The sequence below is a fragment of the Lysinibacillus sp. Ag94 genome (assembly GCF_023242215.1).
Taxonomy (GTDB): domain Bacteria; phylum Bacillota; class Bacilli; order Bacillales_A; family Planococcaceae; genus Lysinibacillus.
Genome location: NZ_CP096780.1, coordinates 1597327 through 1613755, shown reverse-complemented (window position 1 = coordinate 1613755; position 16429 = coordinate 1597327). Strand labels below are relative to the sequence as shown.

The following is a 16429-nucleotide window of genomic DNA, read 5'->3' as shown; positions in this document are numbered from 1 at the left end:
ACAAATAAAAGGAGATGGAAGCATGGGGAAAAAGGTATTAATACTTGCAGGAGACGCAGTTGAAGCTTTAGAAATTTTTTATCCTTATTACCGTTGTCTTGAGGCTGGCTATGATGTAACGATTGCAGCACCATCCGCAAAAAAATTACAGACTGTATTGCACGATTTTGTCGATGGTGTCGATACATACATCGAGCGTACAGCATATGGTATAGAAGCACACGCATCCTTCGCAGAAGTAGATCCAGCACAATTTGACGGACTCATCATTCCTGGTGGACGAGCGCCAGAATACATTCGTTTAAATGAACATGTTCCAGTACTAGTGAGCCATTTCTTTGAAAAAAATAAACCAATCGCTGCGGTATGTCACGCACAGTAGCAGGTGCAACGTATGTCGATTCTACTCTTCATACAGACGCTAATTTAATTAGTGGTCATGCATGGCCAGATTTACCTGGCTTAATGCGAGAATTTATTCAAAAGCTAGAAAGCTAACGGAATGAGGATGCCTGAAAGGGCATCCTCTTATTTTATGGAGTGGTTTCTTGGAATTCAATTTTCACTACTTTCTTTGTATTGGTGTCATATTTAATTCGAACATGTACACCGAATTCCTTGTCACTTTGTTTTAGCAAAAGTTTAAATTTTTCAATAGTGGCATCTTCAACAACCTCGCTTCCCTCATACAAATAATCGAGGATTTTTGCTTGAGGGTATTTTGCGTGTGTCTCTTTTATTACTACTTTTCCCCATTGAGCATGGGCTGGAATTCCCTGTTGAGCATAAGTAATCGTTGGAGTGATGTATACAGTAAACAAGACAAGAAAAATGCCAAGTTTCATACAAAATTTTCGCAAGTTCATCAACCTTTCAATTTTTTGGGTATAAAGTAGCCAAAACAGCAAAAAATAAGTGCTCCTTAAGCATTCACAACCTTAAGGAGCAATTTTCATTATCTTTTACTGGATTGTTTTGGTTGTTGAGGATTGTTATGAATTACTTGATTAAATTCTGCTGAATATTCTTCACGATCATTTCTTTTATGTGTATCTTCTTTCTTTTTCTTTTTGAAGCTCGTTTTATTTTTCTTTGCCATTATTTAAGCCTCCAATTTCGGTTATTTATTTTTGTTGGACTGCTGATTTTTCTTATGGTTCGTTTTATTATCTTTATTTTTGGCTTTCGCATCAAATTCTGCAGCGAATTCTTCATTGAGATTGTCATTCGGGTTATTGTTATTACTATTTGATTTATCGAGGTCTATTTTTTTGTAGGTATCAAAAGGATTATGCGTTCTCACATTCATTGTTTTATTGTTGTTTCTGTTGTTTCGATTGGTGTTTCTATTGGCCACGGATATTCACCTCCTACATGTAATGTGCTCAGGATAAAAGGTTTTATGCTTTGGGGATAACTGCAGGCATTACTAAAAGGTTTCCAGTCCAATCAATTTTCGCCTTGGCATAATTGCGTCCGAATGAGGCTTTGGGCCAACATCGCGAAAGCGGCATGATGTTGGTCAAACAGTCGTGTGTTGTTGTTATTGTTGCTGCCGCTTCGCTTTCGCACAGACAAATTGCCGCAGGATGTGGCGTCTTTTACAGTAGGTGTTTGGAAAAAAACAGATTCGTTCAGCTCTTCTTTCCGTCGCTCCGTTTTCATCCTTCTTATAGGTAGAACTCTTCTACTGAATGAAGATAAAAAAAATGTACATCACTAACTTTAATTAGTAATGCACATTGTATTTAGACAATCGTATATTCAGTTATATTTAATAATGCACCAACTGCACCTGAAAAACCGTGGTCATTAATAAAGACGGGTGTATGCTTTTTCGTACGAGTGTAATTGGCAATAACACGTGTAAGATGATCATTATTACTTAAAGTTGAGCCAATATAAACGATATGTTGAGCATTTTTTTCTTCAGCATATTGAATACTAAGTGTGGTAATAACCTCACCTACAAGTCCTTGTACAGTTGCAATAATATCTTCTGTTGGATGTTTGATGGATTCCGTAATACCAACTTTCCCAAAATTACTAGCTGTCAGTTGCCCATCAATAGGTGTGTCCATCCCTTGATAAATATCCTTTACTAGTAAATCAATTTCTTCTCGATTACCTTTAGAGGCCAGTTCTCTTATTTCATTGTAATCCGTGATGCCAGTTGTAAGCGCTGACAATCCAATCACTGTTCCACCACCAACGCCTGTACCACCAACACGAACATGCGTATTATCTTCCATATAATGAATTGAAGTACCAGTACCAATATTCGTAATCATACTTCTCTCGAAGAAGTAGCCCTCTTTATGCAATAAAAATCGAACGCCCTTCAATGTGGCTTCAAACTCTACTATATAATGAATCGATTTCATTGTTTTGATGACATCCAGTAATTGTTCTGTACGCCCTCCCGTAACACCAATATCCTCAATATCTGGATGATTAATAATCCAATTTTGCACTGCTAGCAAATCATTTGACGGGAAAGTTATTAAAACGAGCTCATTATGCTCATCTAAATAAGCAACTTTTGTCAATGTTCCGCCTGCATCAATACCTATAGCCTTTGGCATACCATTCTCCTTTGACTTTACGTACAATCTCTATTTCAGATGGTGAGATATATACTAGATTTTGCTTGTATTCAAGAGGCGCTTAGAAGCCAGTTGAATATCGTTCATGCCTCCACAAATATCACGGATTTTGCAAGGAGTTATTGTGCCAAAATCCGATGTATTGTAATTCAGTACCGAAAGCAAATCAACTGCTACAATTACTCGAAAAGTGAAGTTGTATCTCTGTCCTTCCTAAACTTTAACGCTGTTGAAATAAATGTGCAATAACTTAGCAAACTTTCATGAAAAAAAGACGAAAAATATCAATTTTTTTCTATTAATCACACGATTTTCGTCACATTTTTATAACTTTAACATTATTCTACTATAAAAACACAAAAGAACTGAAAATGCAATGACACTCGAGTGCATTATCGATTCTAGCAAGTGGATATCGTTAAAAATTTAAAAGTTGAGCGCTAATTCCTAAAAGTGTTCGATAAAACTAATAAAACGTATGTCCTATGAACTAGTTGATGGCAACTCCTAGCGGAATTAGCTGATATCCTCCAAAAGTTCGCTTCTTGAAATCAATTTTGCTATTGAAGTCCTACCTATAAAAATTGCAATCTCGTTATTCGTTATTAATCCCCACTTTGTCTTCATTTATACCATTTGAAAATAGTTGATTATAAATTGAACAATCTGTTTTATCTTTCATCACTTTTACGATACGATATACTATAGATGTGTGACCATTTGAACGGAGGAATACAAGTGAAAGATCAAAAAAAACTTTATAAAGAAGCGATGCAAGTTTTAAAGGAAACTAGTCGCACTTTTTATATACCGATTACTTTTTTAAAAAACGATTTAAAATTGTCTGTGGCAGCCGCGTATTTAGCAATGCGTGCTATAGATGAAATTGAGGATCATGAAAATCTTTCTAATGACGTAAAATTCGATTTACTTAATGCAACAAGTGAGTTATTAAAGGAATCATTTAATGCTGATGCCTATGAAGCATTATTAGCGCCATATGTAGATCAGCTACCTGAAGTATCTCTTCGTTTAGCAGATTGGCTAACGTTTTGTCCTGAGGGCTCCCGTAAAATTGTCCAAGCTTCAACAAGTGAAATGGCATTTGGGATGGCAAAATGGGCAAAAGCAAACTGGCAGGTGCATACGCGAGAGGATTTAGATGATTATACATACTACGTTGCAGGGCTTGTTGGGACAATGCTGTCTGAGCTTTGGGCGTGGGGTGCTGACATTCAAACAGATCGCGATTTAGCTATTGGCTATGGCCGTGGTCTCCAAGCAGTCAATATTTTACGTAATCAGCATGAGGATATGGACGAGCGCGGAGTAAGTTTCGTTCCTGATGGCTGGACACGTGAAGATTTATTTGCATATGCAGAGGAAAATCTCGCGAAAGCGGATCTTTATATGAAAGATATTAATAAACGTACTGTATTATTATTCTGTCGTCTACCACTTGCATTAGCCCATAAAACATTGAAGGCAATGCAAGAAGGTCGTGAAAAAATGTCACGAGCAGAAGTAGAACAAACAGTCGAAGAGGTACAGGCTGACTAAAACTTATACCATTTAAACAGCCCCAGTATGAGAAATTCTCGTACTGGGGCTGTTTTAGTTATACGGACTGAACTAGATTAACAATCATTTCATAACTAAAAAAGACTGAAAGCATCGTTAACAACATAAATACTACCTTTTCAGCTTTACTACCCGTTTTTATAGTCATAGGTAGACGTACTGAAATGGATACTGGGAAGAACAGCTTAACACCCTTCTTCGTCCCCATATCAAGGAAAACATGACTTGCCATCCCTAATAAAATGCCTAGTGAAATGGATTCGTAAGGTATAAACGTATGTAGTAACATCCCTACTAGAAATAAAAAAAGCAAACTATGTGTAAATGAACGATGTCCAAACAAAGTATTGACGATCTTTGAAATAACGGGAAACTTCCTCCCGATTTTGCTGCCTCCATGGCAAATATCTGGAAGTAATGCACCGATAACGCCCGCTCCTACTAAAACAAGTGGATTATCATTAGAAATTTGTGCAAAAGCAAGGCTAGCAGTGATGCCCCCGATAATATGTGTATTCCCTTGCATTATTTACTTCTGCTCCTTATATCTCTATATTTTTATCCTTCTTAATTTACCACACTCCAGCACAAAAGGGAACATATATTCCGAACGTATAATCCCTTTTTTTGTTCACGAAATTAACTTTCATATCAAATTCAGAAACATTTCAGGTTCTTATTGTATATATAGGATATTTAGAGATAAAAATGAATATTGGAGGTTATTTATGAAATCTATCAAAGGAATTTTGTTTATCATACTAATCATGAGTAGTAGTGCTTTACTGTGGTCTCTCGCTACACCTATAGAACCTATCCAGTCAGTTAACAAGCTCAGTCACATCATTGGAGGCATGGCCATTACAGGCTTTTTTCTTGTCTTTTTGCTAGCAACAAGAATGAAAATGTTTGAGCGTTGGTTCCATGGTCTAGAAAATGTTTATTTTTATCATAAATCTTTAGCTATTCTTTCACTAGTATTAGTGGTTATTCATGGACAATTACAAGATCTGGTCCCCCACTGGGATAAAGTACAAAGAACTTCACTCAGCGAATTTGCGAAAGAACTAGGATCACTTGGTCAATATGGTTTCATAGCGTTAATTGTCATTGCGCTTTTTGCTAAATTTCTAAAATATGAGCATTGGCGGATCTTTCATCGATTAATGCTTATTCCTTATACATTTGGAATTTATCATGCCTATTTTTCAAGCAGATACGATTTATTGCAGCCTACACCTTTAGGAATTTTCACAGCAATCACTACAACTATTGGATTTATGTCGGCATTATATATGTTGACGATGTATCAGGATATGTTTTTCAAATATACAGGCAACATTACAGGAATCAAGAAAATGGGCTCCAATGTTATTGAACTGGAGCTAACTCTTGAAAGAAGCCTCCCCTTTCGTCATGGACAATTTATTTTTATCAAAATTTTGCAAGATGGCATAGAAAAGGCGCCTCATCCCTTTTCAATTTCAGGTGGCGATGGAAAAAAATTATTTGTCACTATAAAGGCGGTTGGTGATTTCACAAAAAAAGTATATGATTCAGTTCAACTGAATACACCAATCACACTCGACGGTCCTTATGGGCATTTAAACTTTGAAAATGGAACACAGCAACAAGTTTGGATAGCTGGCGGTATAGGTATTACTCCATTTTTATCTTATTTACAATCGCAACCATTGGATCGTGATATTGAGTTATTTTACACTTACCATGGTCAAAACAATGCTATCTATAAAGATTTTTTACAGGAGTATGCAATAACTAATCAACAATTCAAAGTAAACTTTATTGATACTACCCAAATGGACAGACTTTCATTTGAAAATTTTCCAGTGCCCCCACAAACAAGTATTTTTATGTGTGGCCCCGAAAAAATGCTAAAACATTTTGCCAAGCAATTGAAAACCCACAATAAAGATATAAACGTTGACTTCGAGGCATTTAAATTTAAGTAATAATTATCGATTATGCCCTAGCATCATCGCGTCTGAAATCCGTGGAGGCTTTAGGTCAACACATGTTTTTTGCGCGGAAGTGTAGCGCAGCTGTTTGGACACCCGTTGACAGAAGTTAATCAATTTCGAGCAATTTACTTGGAATTTCAAAAAGTATATCGTATAGTAAAATCTCATTAAAAATAAAGGAGATATTTTGACTTGACTACACCAATAAGTTATTTAAATAAAGTAATGCATGATCGTAAATCTGTTCGTAAATATGAAGCAAATTATAAAATTCCTCAATCAGATTTAGAGGAATTACTTGTGATAGCAACAACCGCTCCATCATCAAGTAATTTACAACCTTGGCGCTTTTTAGTGATCCAAGATGAGGAAGTAAAAAAGGAACTACGTTTAATTGCAAATAACCAGGAGCAAGTAGAAACTGCGTCTGCCATCATTGCGGTATTAGGCGATACTGCAATGTACAATAATGTTGAAGAAATCTATACAAAAAACGTCGAGCTTGGCTATATGGACGAAGCAACAAAAAACATGATGATTGAAAATTCGTTAAAGATTTATTCAAACCTTCCTACAGAAGTTCTAAAAAATATAGCTACATTTGATGCAGGCTTAATTTCTATGCAAATTATGCTTTTAGCAAAAGATATGGGCTATGATACGGTTACAATGGGTGGCTTCAATAAAGAGGCTTTTGCGAAGCACTTTGCATTAAAAGATAATCTAGTGCCAATTGTCTTAATCGCTATCGGAAAAGCAGCAGCACCAGCTTACGGCTCATCTCGTTTAGCGCTAAATGACATCGCAAAATTCATTTAATCCAAGGGAAAGAACTGTATCAATAAGGCTTGGCTTAAAATGCTCGCTAAAATGAAGAAAAATGTTCTTTTTCGAATAAATATGATACACTAAATATAGAATAAAAAAGACTGGATGCGTCAACATCCAGTCAAAGCAACAATCATGCCGCAACGATGGCGGCTGACCAAGTTAAAGTTTTAGCAATAGCCACCTTACTTAGCCGGCAGGGTGGCTATTTCTTTTTATTTTGAGAGACAATAATGCTAAGCATCAGTGTCAGTACTGCAATTAGCAAAAGGCTACACTGCACAATCAAACTGAATGCTTCAAATACTGTCATCCGCCTCACCCCCCTTCAAAAGGGAGTTCAGCCGCCACCTGCATAATGAATTGTTGCTAATGTTAGTCTAACAATTTTACGAAATATATTCTATGGAAAATCCCCAGAAAATTTAAAATTGCTACTCACTTACATAATTAGTCAAAAGACGCTAAAAAGTTGCTTTGTACATTAATCCAAGTCTGACAATTTAGCTAATGACTCTTTCAAAAGCTGTAATTCTGACAGTGACAACGTAACACCTTTCCCCATCTTTGTACGATCTTCCGACCAATCTCTAATATCGTATTTCGGCTCACGACCATTCCAGCTAATTAAATTTAATTCTTTTTTCCAGCCTTTATTGCCTTCCGATAATACCGCAACAGTTTCCACAATTTCGTATTTAATTTCAGCCATATTCATTCCTCCTTGTTGTACCTGTAATAAGAACTATATCTTGAACTAATAGGATTATCAAACGTGACAACACTTGCCAATAATTATACTGCCTAAGAAATGTAAAATCCGTCAGAATTAATGACATGCTTCCTCCTACTCCTTCACCTCAACTAAATATATACCTTTCGCAAAGCCTCCGCATTTGTTCTTCTTCTGAGTACGTATTTGTTCTAATTGTTCATAGGGCACGTCGTACATTTGTATAGCTGTATGTACTAAAAATATCCGCAAGTTCCTCTACGGCCTCTTTTGGTGAGGCTGCCTCTAGAAATTCTAATGCTTCTTCTTGCATTTTCACTTTTATTTCCTCTAAGTGATCTCCTTGTTCTAATACTCTTATGCTACATGTTTTACCATTCTCTTCAATTACTTGAGGAATTAAATCACGTACTAATTTATTGTATATTGGCATGCCAACTGTCCCCTTTACATAAGATTATTTTCCATATTTCTGCTGAATCGTTTGAATATGTTGTTTTTTGACTTCATTGGATACTTGCATTTGAGGTACAAGCTTATTGTAAATTGCTTGAATATCGTCTTGAGAGAAAAACTGTTTTGCAGTTTGCTTTTGTGTTTGGATAAAACGCCCAACATTCTCTCGTTTTATAACATGAACATTTTGGGAAGTTACTACCACTTTTTTTAATGTACAGCGTTCACTAAAAACAATGACTGAATGAATTGCATCTTTCGGGAGGTCTAAAAAATCTTGAATTGCACGGATATGCGTAGCATTTTGACGGATTGGATTGAAAAATTTATATTTTTTCTTATTCGGCATCGTTTGTGTCCATTGTTGTTGTGTTTCATTACCAAAAATCCAACCACTATAGTTTTTTGACTCAATTACATAAAGACCAGTTCGATCAATATAAAGTAAATCAATCTCCGTTAATTCATCTGAATTTCTTTTTGGAATATAGACATTTAATAATTGTCTATGACTTTGTAAGGCATGCCGTTCAATAATCTTCGATGTTAAGTACTCACCATTTCTCCCTTTATTTAGTTTAACTGCAAAGTAATTATTTTTTGTCTGTTTATAATAGACACTTTTCCGATAATGTTTTTCCATAAAGTAAAAGCTTATTACTATCGATATTAAAATTATAATTAGCATAAACATACTCCCCTATCTATTGTTTCTTTTACCTCAATAAGCCAAAAATCCTAAAACTATTATACCAATATTATCATGGATATTTTTAGGATTTTTTACATTAGTACTCAATTTTTCATCAAAATAGTTTCTTGTTTGGAAGCTATCTGTTTAAACACTGTTTTTTTGGTGACATCTACTACCCTTTGCTAACCCCTTTTTTGTTCCAATCATTCATTTATTAGAAATTATCATTAATACAATTTTTACATCTATCGGAATAGTACAAATACATCATTAACATTAAATTCCGGATAAAATTAACTGTAGATATATGACTTTAGTATTGTTATTATTATGAAGTATTTTTTTGAAAGGGGGGTTTTCTTATGTACGATTCTTCATATTACAATGATTTCGATGATTTAGATTTGGAATTTCTCATTATTATGTTAATTTGTATTGCATTGCTAAGTATTGCAAGCTATGTCATTAGTTCACTTATTTATTACCAGGCATCTAAAGTAAATGGCTTTAGCAAACTGGCTTACATTGCTTGGATTCCGATTATTGGTATTTATAACCTTTTCTTATTAACAGCAAAGGGTGATAATGACGCAACAGTTCGAGCAGCAGCAATGAAAAATGCTATTATTTATGCTGTATTGGTATTTGTTTCATTTATTCCGTTTCTGTTTCTAGATGTGATTGCTTCAATAGGTCTTCTTGGCTTTATTTTCTATTTCACATATCGTCTTTTCTATCGTTGGACTGGTGGAACTGGGAAAGCTGTACTTTATACGATTTTATCGTTCATCACATTAGGACTATTCTATTCGATCTATGGCTTACTAAAAATGAATAAACCTTTCGTTGCATAATACATATGCCCGTACAAAAACCTCTTTACACCATTTTAGGTGAAAGAGGTTTTCTAGTTATTCACGTAATTTTACACTATAATGTCTTATGGACTTAGGAATACCTTTTAATGCGAGCACCCCACTATAGACTAAAAATCTTATTCTAGATTCTAAAAAGAAGACACTAGGAAGCTCTTCAATCAAAGGTAAGAGTTCCGCAATCACTGCCCCTGTCTTGATAAAATCTGTTGTTGCTTGTTCACTATGTAGCCTTTCTATCGTCTCTATAATAAGTGGATCAAAATAATTTTCTGGTACCCCTTTTATTCCATTATTAGTCCATAAGCGCAGAATATCGTTAGTTTGCGATAATGTTTCCCATTCATTTTGGAACATACGACGCTCCTGGATAGTTAATGGCTTTTTTTCTTCCATGTTCATAAAAAGCTGCGCTAATTGCTGTGAACTAAGATGGCTTGTCGCACAATTATCCTTACTTTGTTCTGTTGTATTAATAAGAAAAATCTCATTTGATTTATCTCGCAATAAATAGAGGAAAAAACGAAGCCCGCATTGTTCATCGGCATTATTACCATACCAAATATAGATAGGAACATAATTCGAAATATCTTCTATTTCACGCAAAGTATTTGTAAACTTATTTTGATAAACATCTTCCTGTCCATCGTTAATATTTTCAAATAACCAATTGTTTCGGGATGTTTGACCTCTTTTCTCCTCTAGCTTCCACAATGGTCCAATTGAAAAGCAATCTGGGAATCCAATCACATGTTTTGGTGGTGCAAGTGCTACTCTCACTGAGCCAGCTGCAGATTCAGAGCTCACAATATGAACAGCCTGTGTTGTTATTCGTTGATCCACAGAACAATGTTTTTGAATACAGTCATTAATAATTTCTACGATATCGCTTAAGTCATGTTGCTCAAACGACAACCCCCACCCGTCAATTGCTTTACTTTCTTCATGGTTGAACGCTTCAAATTGAACATGATGCTGTAATTCATAAGCCTCCCATTCACTCCTATCTATCAAATCCGATGCGTTCAAATAATTATGTGATTTAATTCGATAGACAAAAACTATATTTGATTCCAGCAAAAAATAAATATATGGATACTTTACTTTCGATTCCATCACTTAGCCCCCTTCTATAAAATTTTACCATACAAAAATTAGGAGCTAATCAGCTTTATTTTCTACTCTCTTACGACACTCGATCTATCAAATTTTGAAAAATAAGTTAGATAACAGAAAAATATGCTATATTATAGTTAGAAAATTTCGAATTTCTAATTTTTAATACAAAGGGGTTTGATGATTGTGTATGAAAATATTTTAAGACATCCAGGACCTACGCCAATTCCTAAAAAGGTTCAACTTGCAATGAATCGCGATATTATTAGTCATCGAAGCAATGAATTTGTAGCACTTTACCGTGAAACAATTGAATTAGTAAAACCTATTTTCGGGACAAAGCAGGATATTTTACTTCTTCCATCAGGTGGAACAGCAGCTTTAGAGGCCGCGGCGGTTAACACTGTTTCTGCTGGTGAAAATGTTGTTGTGATCACTGTTGGAGCATTCGGAGACTATTTTGTTTCGATTTGTGAGAAATATGGGTTTCATGTACATAAGCTTGAAAAAGAATGGGGACAAGCTTGCACAGCTAAGGAGCTACGAAAATTCTTGCAACCGTTGAAAGATATTAAAGCTGTTTTTGTCACATACAATGAAACTTCGACTGGTATATTAAACCCAATTGCTGAATTAGCACAAGTTGTACGTGAGGAAACAGATGCATTATGTATTGTCGATGGTGTAAGCTGCATAGGTGGAGCTCCAGCTGAAATGGATGCCTGGGGAATTGATATTCTTGTTACTGGATCTCAAAAAGCGATGATGCTACCTCCAGGACTTTCTCTTGTCAGCGTTAGTGATAGAGCTTGGAACGTTATTGAAGAAAACAATACACCGTCCTATTATTTAAACCTATTAAGCTATCGTAGCTGGGCAGAAAAAGGGATGACGCCAAACACGCCTACTGTAACACTTATTTCTGGACTTCATGAGGTTTGTAAACTTATAGAGGAAGAAGGAGGCTTTGAACATACAGTTGCCCGCCATGAACTAATGAAAAACATGGTACGTCATGCGATGAATGCCCTTCATATTGAACTTCTCACTACAGATGAGCATGCTTCTCCGACCATTACAGCGATTATGGCACCAAAAGGGATTGCACTCGGTAACTTCTTGGCACATTTAAAACAACAATATCATTTAGATTTTGCTGGTGGCCTCGGCCATTTGCAAGGTGAAATTTTTAGATTCGGCCATATGGGCTATTGTTTCCCAAGTGATATTTTACAAGCAGTTTCTTTAATAGAAGCAGCACTTCAAGACTTTGAATATGACTTTGAGCCAGGTGCAGGTGTACTGGCAGCACAGGAAGTATTTTTAACCGCCCAGCGAAAACAATGCCACGATAAAGTGAAACTTTAATCAGCGAGGCCTTCTTCATCCGCACAGATATGATTTGTCTTCACCAATTAGGATTATATCGGTAATTATTCTTCCTCTTATTGCTTGATAAATGAGATAAAGATTTAAACTTCCAAATCTATGTATGGATTTGGAGGTTTGTTTATTTATTGGCCAATTGAACAAAAGGGCCTTTATATCTATACGTAAAAAAGTAAAACCCTTTTAGACTAAACATCTCAAAATCTTCAACATTAATCTCATCAAGTATACCTGTCATTAAATCTTAAGTTCATAAACAAGCATAGAAATCGTCAGAGAACGATATACCTAAGTAAAATTCCAATTTCGGCCAGTACTTCACGGCATGATCGACTCGAATTATGAATATAAGTGCATTTTCAAAAGCTAAAAGTGTTATACTAATAAACACGTTATAAATTGAGGAGTTAGACAGTATGAAATATTTTAAACCACAAATGCAGCAACTTGTGAAAGAAAACCGTGAATTACATGATCGCCTAAAAGAATTAATGTCTGAAATGGATTTGCAAAAAAATTATGCTTTAAAAGCTTTATATCACGCTGAAGTAGCGGACGGTGGACGCTATCAGCAAGATTATCAAGCGTTGGACTATTTATATAAATAACTTTAAAAGTAATAAACGCAAGAATGTTGATTCCGATAACATTCTTGCGTTTTCTTATTAACGAACTACCTTAATCATTCATTCTGCTACCGGCACATCTTGCCATGTATTCCTCACGCATTTCCTCCGGCACCATACTTCCACCTGTTGCCCATACAAGATGGGTAGCTTGCTCCATCTTATTAACTAAATCATGCTTTTCTAAATAACTTTGTCCATTTTTCATTAACTGAATTGGTCCGAACATCCCTGCATGTGCAGATGGTTCTAAAAACAGGCCTTCCGAATCCATCGCTAAACCGAGTGACGTAAATAATTCTTCATCTTTCACTGTATAACAACCACTAATATATGTTTCCATCACTTTGCCAACAAATTTTGACGCACGACCAACAGCAAGGCCATCTGCTTCGGTTTTATTAGTAAGACCGATATCTTCTACACTAATTTCATCATGTAAACCTGTCATTAAGCCAATTGTCATACAAGGAGATGCTACAGGCTCTGCGAAAAATATATGGGCATGCTCTCCAAAAATTTCACGTATCCCGTACGCAATTCCCCCCGGTCCTCCACCTACACCACATGGTAAATACACGAACAATGGATATGCAGCATCCACTGAAATATTCGTCTTTTCAAACTGCGCTTTTAAACGCTTCGCCGCCACTGCATAGCCGGCAAATAGGTCCTTCGAATTTTCATCATCAATAAAATGACACATAGGATCTTGTTCAGCCTCTCGACGACCCTGTTCTACAGCAACACTATAATCTGCTTCATATTCAATAACTGTCGCACCTTTTTCACGCAGTAATGCTTTTTTCCACTCTTTTGCATCACTCGACATATGTACAACGACATTAAAGCCGAGTTTTTTGCCCATAATGCCGATACTCAATCCTAAATTACCTGTAGAACCTACGGCAATTGTATATTGCTGAAAGAACGATTGAAAGTCCTCTGTTGCTAGCACCGCATAACTATCCTCTTTTGTTAGCTTACCACTAGCGATCGCAAGCCGTTCTGCCTGCCTTAATACTTCAAAAATACCACCACGAGCTTTAATAGAGCCGGAAATTGGCAAGGCATGATCGCATTTTAAGATAAATTGACCTGGTATTAATACATCAAATTCTTTTTCAAGAGCTTTCTTCATGTAAGGTATATCTAGTAACGACGATTCAATAAGCCCTTTGCTTTCCAAAAGCTCTGGAAATGCTAAAGTTAAATAGGATGAAAAGCGTTTAAGTGTTTCTTCTGCCTCCTCAACTTCCTCCATTGAAAAAAGATTTGTTTGCGCCTTTATTTCTCGATTTGTATTTTCCCAAAGTACAGTATGATGATTTGCTAACTCGTTTAGTCCCGGAAATTGATTTAATAGTTCGTGTTTACGCTCATTTTCCACCTTCAGATTCCTCCATTTTTTGAGCTAAAATCGCTCGTTCACAAATTTGTCGAAAATTCAATTCAAACGAAATATTGTTTTCTTGAGTTCGTTTTTTAGGCCCTTTCGTTCGTCCTCCAGCACGTCTAATTTTCTGTCCAACATGACGCATATCGAGCAAACGTTCGATATTTTCATTGGACATCTCTCTTCCATTTTGATCGATTGGATAACCTCCTCTTGCCAAAACCATAGCTGCTAAACCGTAATCCTGTGTAATGACAATATCATGTTTTGAAAGCGCATTCACTAGCGTAAAATCAACCGAATCCGGACCCTTAGGAACCATAATTGTTATTACATTATCACGTTCGATACGGTGGGATGTATCGCAAAACAAGATTGTTTCAATCTCAAACTCAGATGATATAGATAACGCTAAATCCACGACTGGACAGGCGTCAGCGTCAATTAAAACCTTCACAATAAAGCATCATTCCTTTCTCATAATTAGATAGATCGCTCAACCTATTGTTATTTTAATATAATAAATTCCTCCCCTCGTTTGCTCAATTTTTCACAAACTTTAGACTGTTGGAAAAAGTATTTTATTGAATAGTGCGAAAAATAGATATACGATACAACTATCAAATAACTGGAGGTTTTTTACTATGACAACTACAACTGTAAGCAACGAACAATTAGCAAAAGAATACGTTGATGGCGTATTCGAGCAACTAAAACAACAAAATAGTTATCAAGCAGAGTTCTTACAAGCAGCTGAAGAAATTTTCATTTCATTAGTGCCTGTATTTGCTCAACACCCTGAATATATTAAAGCCAATATCTTATCTCGTATCGTTGAGCCAGATCGTATCATTTCTTTCCGTGTAGCTTGGCAAGATGATAACAATGAAGTTCAAGTAAACCGTGGTTACCGTGTGCAATACAGCAACGTAATGGGACCATACAAAGGCGGTCTTCGCTTCCACCCTTCCGTAAATGAATCCATTATCAAATTCTTAGGCTTTGAACAAATCTTTAAAAATGCTTTAACAGGCCAACCAATCGGTGGAGGTAAAGGTGGTTCAAACTTCGATCCTAAAGGTAAATCAGATTCGGAAATTATGCGTTTCTGTCAAGCATTCATGACTGAATTATACCGCCATATTGGTCCAGATGTCGATGTTCCAGCAGGTGATATCGGTGTTGGCGCTCGTGAAGTAGGTTATTTATGGGGCCAATATAAGCGTTTAACAAAAGCAAGCGAATCTGGTGTATTAACTGGTAAAACTCCTGGCTACGGTGGTTCTTTAGCCCGTAAAGAGGCAACTGGTTATGGTACTGTTTATTTTGTGAAAGAAATGCTAAAAGATGTCAACGATTCATTTGAAGGTAAAACAGTTGTAGTTTCTGGTTCTGGTAACGTTTCAACATATGCGATTGAAAAAGCACAAGCTTATGGCGCAAAAGTTGTTGCTTGCTCTGACTCTTCAGGCTATGTTTATGACCCAGAAGGTTTAGATCTTGATGCAATTAAAGAAATTAAAGAAGTAAAAGGCGATCGTATCTCTACTTACCTAAACTATCGTCCAAATGCTACATTTACAGAAGGTTGCACTGGTATCTGGACGATCCCTTGTGACATCGCGCTTCCATGTGCTACACAAAATGAAATTAATGGCGATTCAGCTCGTACTTTAATCTCTAACGGTGTGAAAGCTATTGGTGAAGGTGCAAACATGCCATCAGATCTTGAAGCAATTAACGAATTCTTAAATGCTGGCGTATTATTTGGTCCTGCCAAAGCTGCTAATGCTGGAGGTGTTGCTGTATCTGCTCTTGAAATGGCGCAAGATTCAAGTCGCGTTTTCTGGTCATTTGAAAAAGTAGATGCTAAATTACATGAAATTATGAAAAACATTTACGCGGACAGCAAAGCAGCTGCTGAAAAATATGGCTACCCCGGAAATCTTGTAGTTGGCGCGAACATCGCTGGCTTCATAAAAGTGGCTAATGGTATGCTAGCTGAAGGCGTTTATTAATATTAATTTCAGAATCCTTTCAATCCATTCAAGGTGATAACGAACATTCGTTATCACCTTGTTTTATCATTGGAAACGAAGTTAAAAACATAAAAAAACATCTTTTAAAACGAACATTTTTAGTATTAA

19 protein-coding genes and 1 pseudogene are annotated in these 16429 nt (G+C 36.1%); 8 read left to right on the top strand and 12 right to left on the bottom strand.

All coding sequences use genetic code 11. The features are described 5' to 3' along the window. The first annotated feature begins 22 nt into the window (after positions 1-22). Positions 23-498: pseudogene (locus tag MY533_RS07300) on the top strand (DJ-1/PfpI family protein). A gap of 35 nt (positions 499-533) precedes the next feature. On the opposite strand, the gene MY533_RS07295 reads toward MY533_RS07300, so the two are convergent. From MY533_RS07295 to coaW, 4 genes are all read right to left on the bottom strand, one after another. After that, positions 534-908 (bottom strand): DUF3889 domain-containing protein, encoded by a 375-nt coding sequence (locus MY533_RS07295; protein WP_248718560.1) that lies wholly within the window; start codon positions 906-908, stop codon positions 534-536. Between the two features lie 47 nt (positions 909-955). Further along, positions 956-1099: a hypothetical protein gene (locus MY533_RS07290; protein ID WP_185903432.1), complete on the bottom strand. Its 144-nt coding sequence runs from the start codon at positions 1097-1099 to the stop codon at positions 956-958. Between the two features lie 21 nt (positions 1100-1120). Then, positions 1121-1309: a hypothetical protein gene (locus MY533_RS07285; protein ID WP_049667178.1), complete on the bottom strand. Its 189-nt coding sequence runs from the start codon at positions 1307-1309 to the stop codon at positions 1121-1123. A 439-nt stretch (positions 1310-1748) separates the two neighbouring features. After that, positions 1749-2585 carry a type II pantothenate kinase gene (coaW, locus tag MY533_RS07280; protein ID WP_248718559.1) on the bottom strand — a complete coding sequence of 279 codons (837 nt, stop codon included), beginning with the start codon at positions 2583-2585 and terminating at the stop codon, positions 1749-1751. Between the two features lie 759 nt (positions 2586-3344). Here coaW and MY533_RS07275 point away from each other — a divergent pair. Beyond that, on the top strand, positions 3345-4166 hold the full coding sequence (locus MY533_RS07275; RefSeq protein ID WP_132358930.1) for a squalene/phytoene synthase family protein: 822 nt from the start codon (positions 3345-3347) through the stop codon (positions 4164-4166). A 58-nt stretch (positions 4167-4224) separates the two neighbouring features. On the opposite strand, the gene MY533_RS07270 is transcribed toward MY533_RS07275, so the two are convergent. Next, positions 4225-4713 carry a metal-dependent hydrolase gene (locus MY533_RS07270; protein WP_132358933.1) on the bottom strand — a complete coding sequence of 163 codons (489 nt, stop codon included), beginning with the start codon at positions 4711-4713 and terminating at the stop codon, positions 4225-4227. A 202-nt stretch (positions 4714-4915) separates the two neighbouring features. Between MY533_RS07270 and MY533_RS07265 the strand changes: the two genes are divergently transcribed. Further along, complete coding sequence (locus MY533_RS07265; protein ID WP_248718558.1) at positions 4916-6160, top strand: ferredoxin reductase family protein; 1245 nt, start codon at positions 4916-4918, stop codon at positions 6158-6160. A 234-nt stretch (positions 6161-6394) separates the two neighbouring features. Continuing rightward, positions 6395-6988, top strand: a complete 594-nt coding sequence (locus MY533_RS07260; protein ID WP_248719171.1) for a nitroreductase family protein — start codon at positions 6395-6397, stop codon at positions 6986-6988. Between the two features lie 214 nt (positions 6989-7202). Here MY533_RS07260 and MY533_RS07255 read toward each other — a convergent pair whose 3' ends face one another. The 4 genes from MY533_RS07255 to MY533_RS07240 form a co-directional block, all read right to left on the bottom strand. Then, on the bottom strand, positions 7203-7310 hold the full coding sequence (locus MY533_RS07255; protein ID WP_220443510.1) for a putative holin-like toxin: 108 nt from the start codon (positions 7308-7310) through the stop codon (positions 7203-7205). 171 nt (positions 7311-7481) lie between these two features. Then, on the bottom strand, positions 7482-7709 hold the full coding sequence (locus MY533_RS07250) for a YdbC family protein (protein ID WP_248718557.1): 228 nt from the start codon (positions 7707-7709) through the stop codon (positions 7482-7484). Between the two features lie 220 nt (positions 7710-7929). Beyond that, complete coding sequence (locus tag MY533_RS07245; RefSeq protein ID WP_371873309.1) at positions 7930-8163, bottom strand: nucleoside triphosphate pyrophosphohydrolase; 234 nt, start codon at positions 8161-8163, stop codon at positions 7930-7932. Between the two features lie 24 nt (positions 8164-8187). Next, positions 8188-8874: a nuclease-related domain-containing protein gene (locus tag MY533_RS07240; protein WP_248718556.1), complete on the bottom strand. Its 687-nt coding sequence runs from the start codon at positions 8872-8874 to the stop codon at positions 8188-8190. 368 nt (positions 8875-9242) lie between these two features. On the opposite strand from MY533_RS07240, the gene MY533_RS07235 reads away from it, so the two are divergent. Then, positions 9243-9734 (top strand): hypothetical protein, encoded by a 492-nt coding sequence (locus MY533_RS07235; RefSeq protein ID WP_248718555.1) that lies wholly within the window; start codon positions 9243-9245, stop codon positions 9732-9734. Positions 9735-9791: 57 nt separating this feature from the next. On the opposite strand, the gene MY533_RS07230 is transcribed toward MY533_RS07235, so the two are convergent. Then, a complete protein-coding gene (locus MY533_RS07230; RefSeq protein ID WP_248718554.1) occupies positions 9792-10871 on the bottom strand; it encodes a DUF1835 domain-containing protein in 1080 nt (359 codons plus the stop codon). A 186-nt stretch (positions 10872-11057) separates the two neighbouring features. Between MY533_RS07230 and MY533_RS07225 the strand changes: the two genes are divergently transcribed. Beyond that, entirely contained in the window at positions 11058-12239 is a 1182-nt protein-coding gene (locus MY533_RS07225) for a pyridoxal-phosphate-dependent aminotransferase family protein (RefSeq protein WP_248718553.1), read from the top strand. A gap of 437 nt (positions 12240-12676) precedes the next feature. Next, positions 12677-12868, top strand: coding sequence for a hypothetical protein (locus tag MY533_RS07220; RefSeq protein ID WP_049666523.1), 192 nt, complete (start codon positions 12677-12679; stop codon positions 12866-12868). 70 nt (positions 12869-12938) lie between these two features. Here MY533_RS07220 and MY533_RS07215 read toward each other — a convergent pair whose 3' ends face one another. Together MY533_RS07215 and MY533_RS07210 are read right to left on the bottom strand one after the other, a co-directional pair. After that, entirely contained in the window at positions 12939-14276 is a 1338-nt protein-coding gene (locus MY533_RS07215; protein ID WP_248718552.1) for a D-serine ammonia-lyase, read from the bottom strand. Further along, positions 14266-14739 carry a YaiI/YqxD family protein gene (locus MY533_RS07210; RefSeq protein WP_248718551.1) on the bottom strand — a complete coding sequence of 158 codons (474 nt, stop codon included), beginning with the start codon at positions 14737-14739 and terminating at the stop codon, positions 14266-14268. Before MY533_RS07210 ends, MY533_RS07215 begins: the two co-directional genes overlap by 11 nt. Positions 14740-14926: 187 nt before the next feature. Between MY533_RS07210 and gdhA the strand changes: the two genes are divergently transcribed. After that, positions 14927-16300 carry an NADP-specific glutamate dehydrogenase gene (gene gdhA, locus MY533_RS07205; RefSeq protein WP_248718550.1) on the top strand — a complete coding sequence of 458 codons (1374 nt, stop codon included), beginning with the start codon at positions 14927-14929 and terminating at the stop codon, positions 16298-16300. Positions 16301-16429: the final 129 nt, after the last annotated feature.

Excerpts from the sequence above, each read along its gene's own strand:
- MY533_RS07290 (WP_185903432.1), bottom strand. The coding sequence starts at position 1,099 with ATGGCAAAGAAAAATAAAACGAGCTTCAAAAAGAAAAAGAAAGAAGAT.
- MY533_RS07285 (WP_049667178.1), bottom strand. The coding sequence starts at position 1,309 with ATGAATGTGAGAACGCATAATCCTTTTGATACCTACAAAAAAATAGAC.
- coaW (WP_248718559.1), bottom strand. The coding sequence starts at position 2,585 with ATGCCAAAGGCTATAGGTATTGATGCAGGCGGAACATTGACAAAAGTT.
- MY533_RS07270 (WP_132358933.1), bottom strand. The coding sequence starts at position 4,713 with ATGCAAGGGAATACACATATTATCGGGGGCATCACTGCTAGCCTTGCT.
- MY533_RS07265 (WP_248718558.1), top strand. The coding sequence starts at position 4,916 with ATGAAATCTATCAAAGGAATTTTGTTTATCATACTAATCATGAGTAGT.
- MY533_RS07260 (WP_248719171.1), top strand. The coding sequence starts at position 6,395 with ATGCATGATCGTAAATCTGTTCGTAAATATGAAGCAAATTATAAAATT.
- MY533_RS07255 (WP_220443510.1), bottom strand. The coding sequence starts at position 7,310 with ATGACAGTATTTGAAGCATTCAGTTTGATTGTGCAGTGTAGCCTTTTG.
- MY533_RS07250 (WP_248718557.1), bottom strand. The coding sequence starts at position 7,709 with ATGGCTGAAATTAAATACGAAATTGTGGAAACTGTTGCGGTATTATCG.
- MY533_RS07245 (WP_371873309.1), bottom strand. The coding sequence starts at position 8,163 with ATGCCAATATACAATAAATTAGTACGTGATTTAATTCCTCAAGTAATT.
- MY533_RS07240 (WP_248718556.1), bottom strand. The coding sequence starts at position 8,874 with ATGCTAATTATAATTTTAATATCGATAGTAATAAGCTTTTACTTTATG.
- MY533_RS07235 (WP_248718555.1), top strand. The coding sequence starts at position 9,243 with ATGTACGATTCTTCATATTACAATGATTTCGATGATTTAGATTTGGAA.
- MY533_RS07230 (WP_248718554.1), bottom strand. The coding sequence starts at position 10,871 with ATGGAATCGAAAGTAAAGTATCCATATATTTATTTTTTGCTGGAATCA.
- MY533_RS07220 (WP_049666523.1), top strand. The coding sequence starts at position 12,677 with ATGAAATATTTTAAACCACAAATGCAGCAACTTGTGAAAGAAAACCGT.
- gdhA (WP_248718550.1), top strand. The coding sequence starts at position 14,927 with ATGACAACTACAACTGTAAGCAACGAACAATTAGCAAAAGAATACGTT.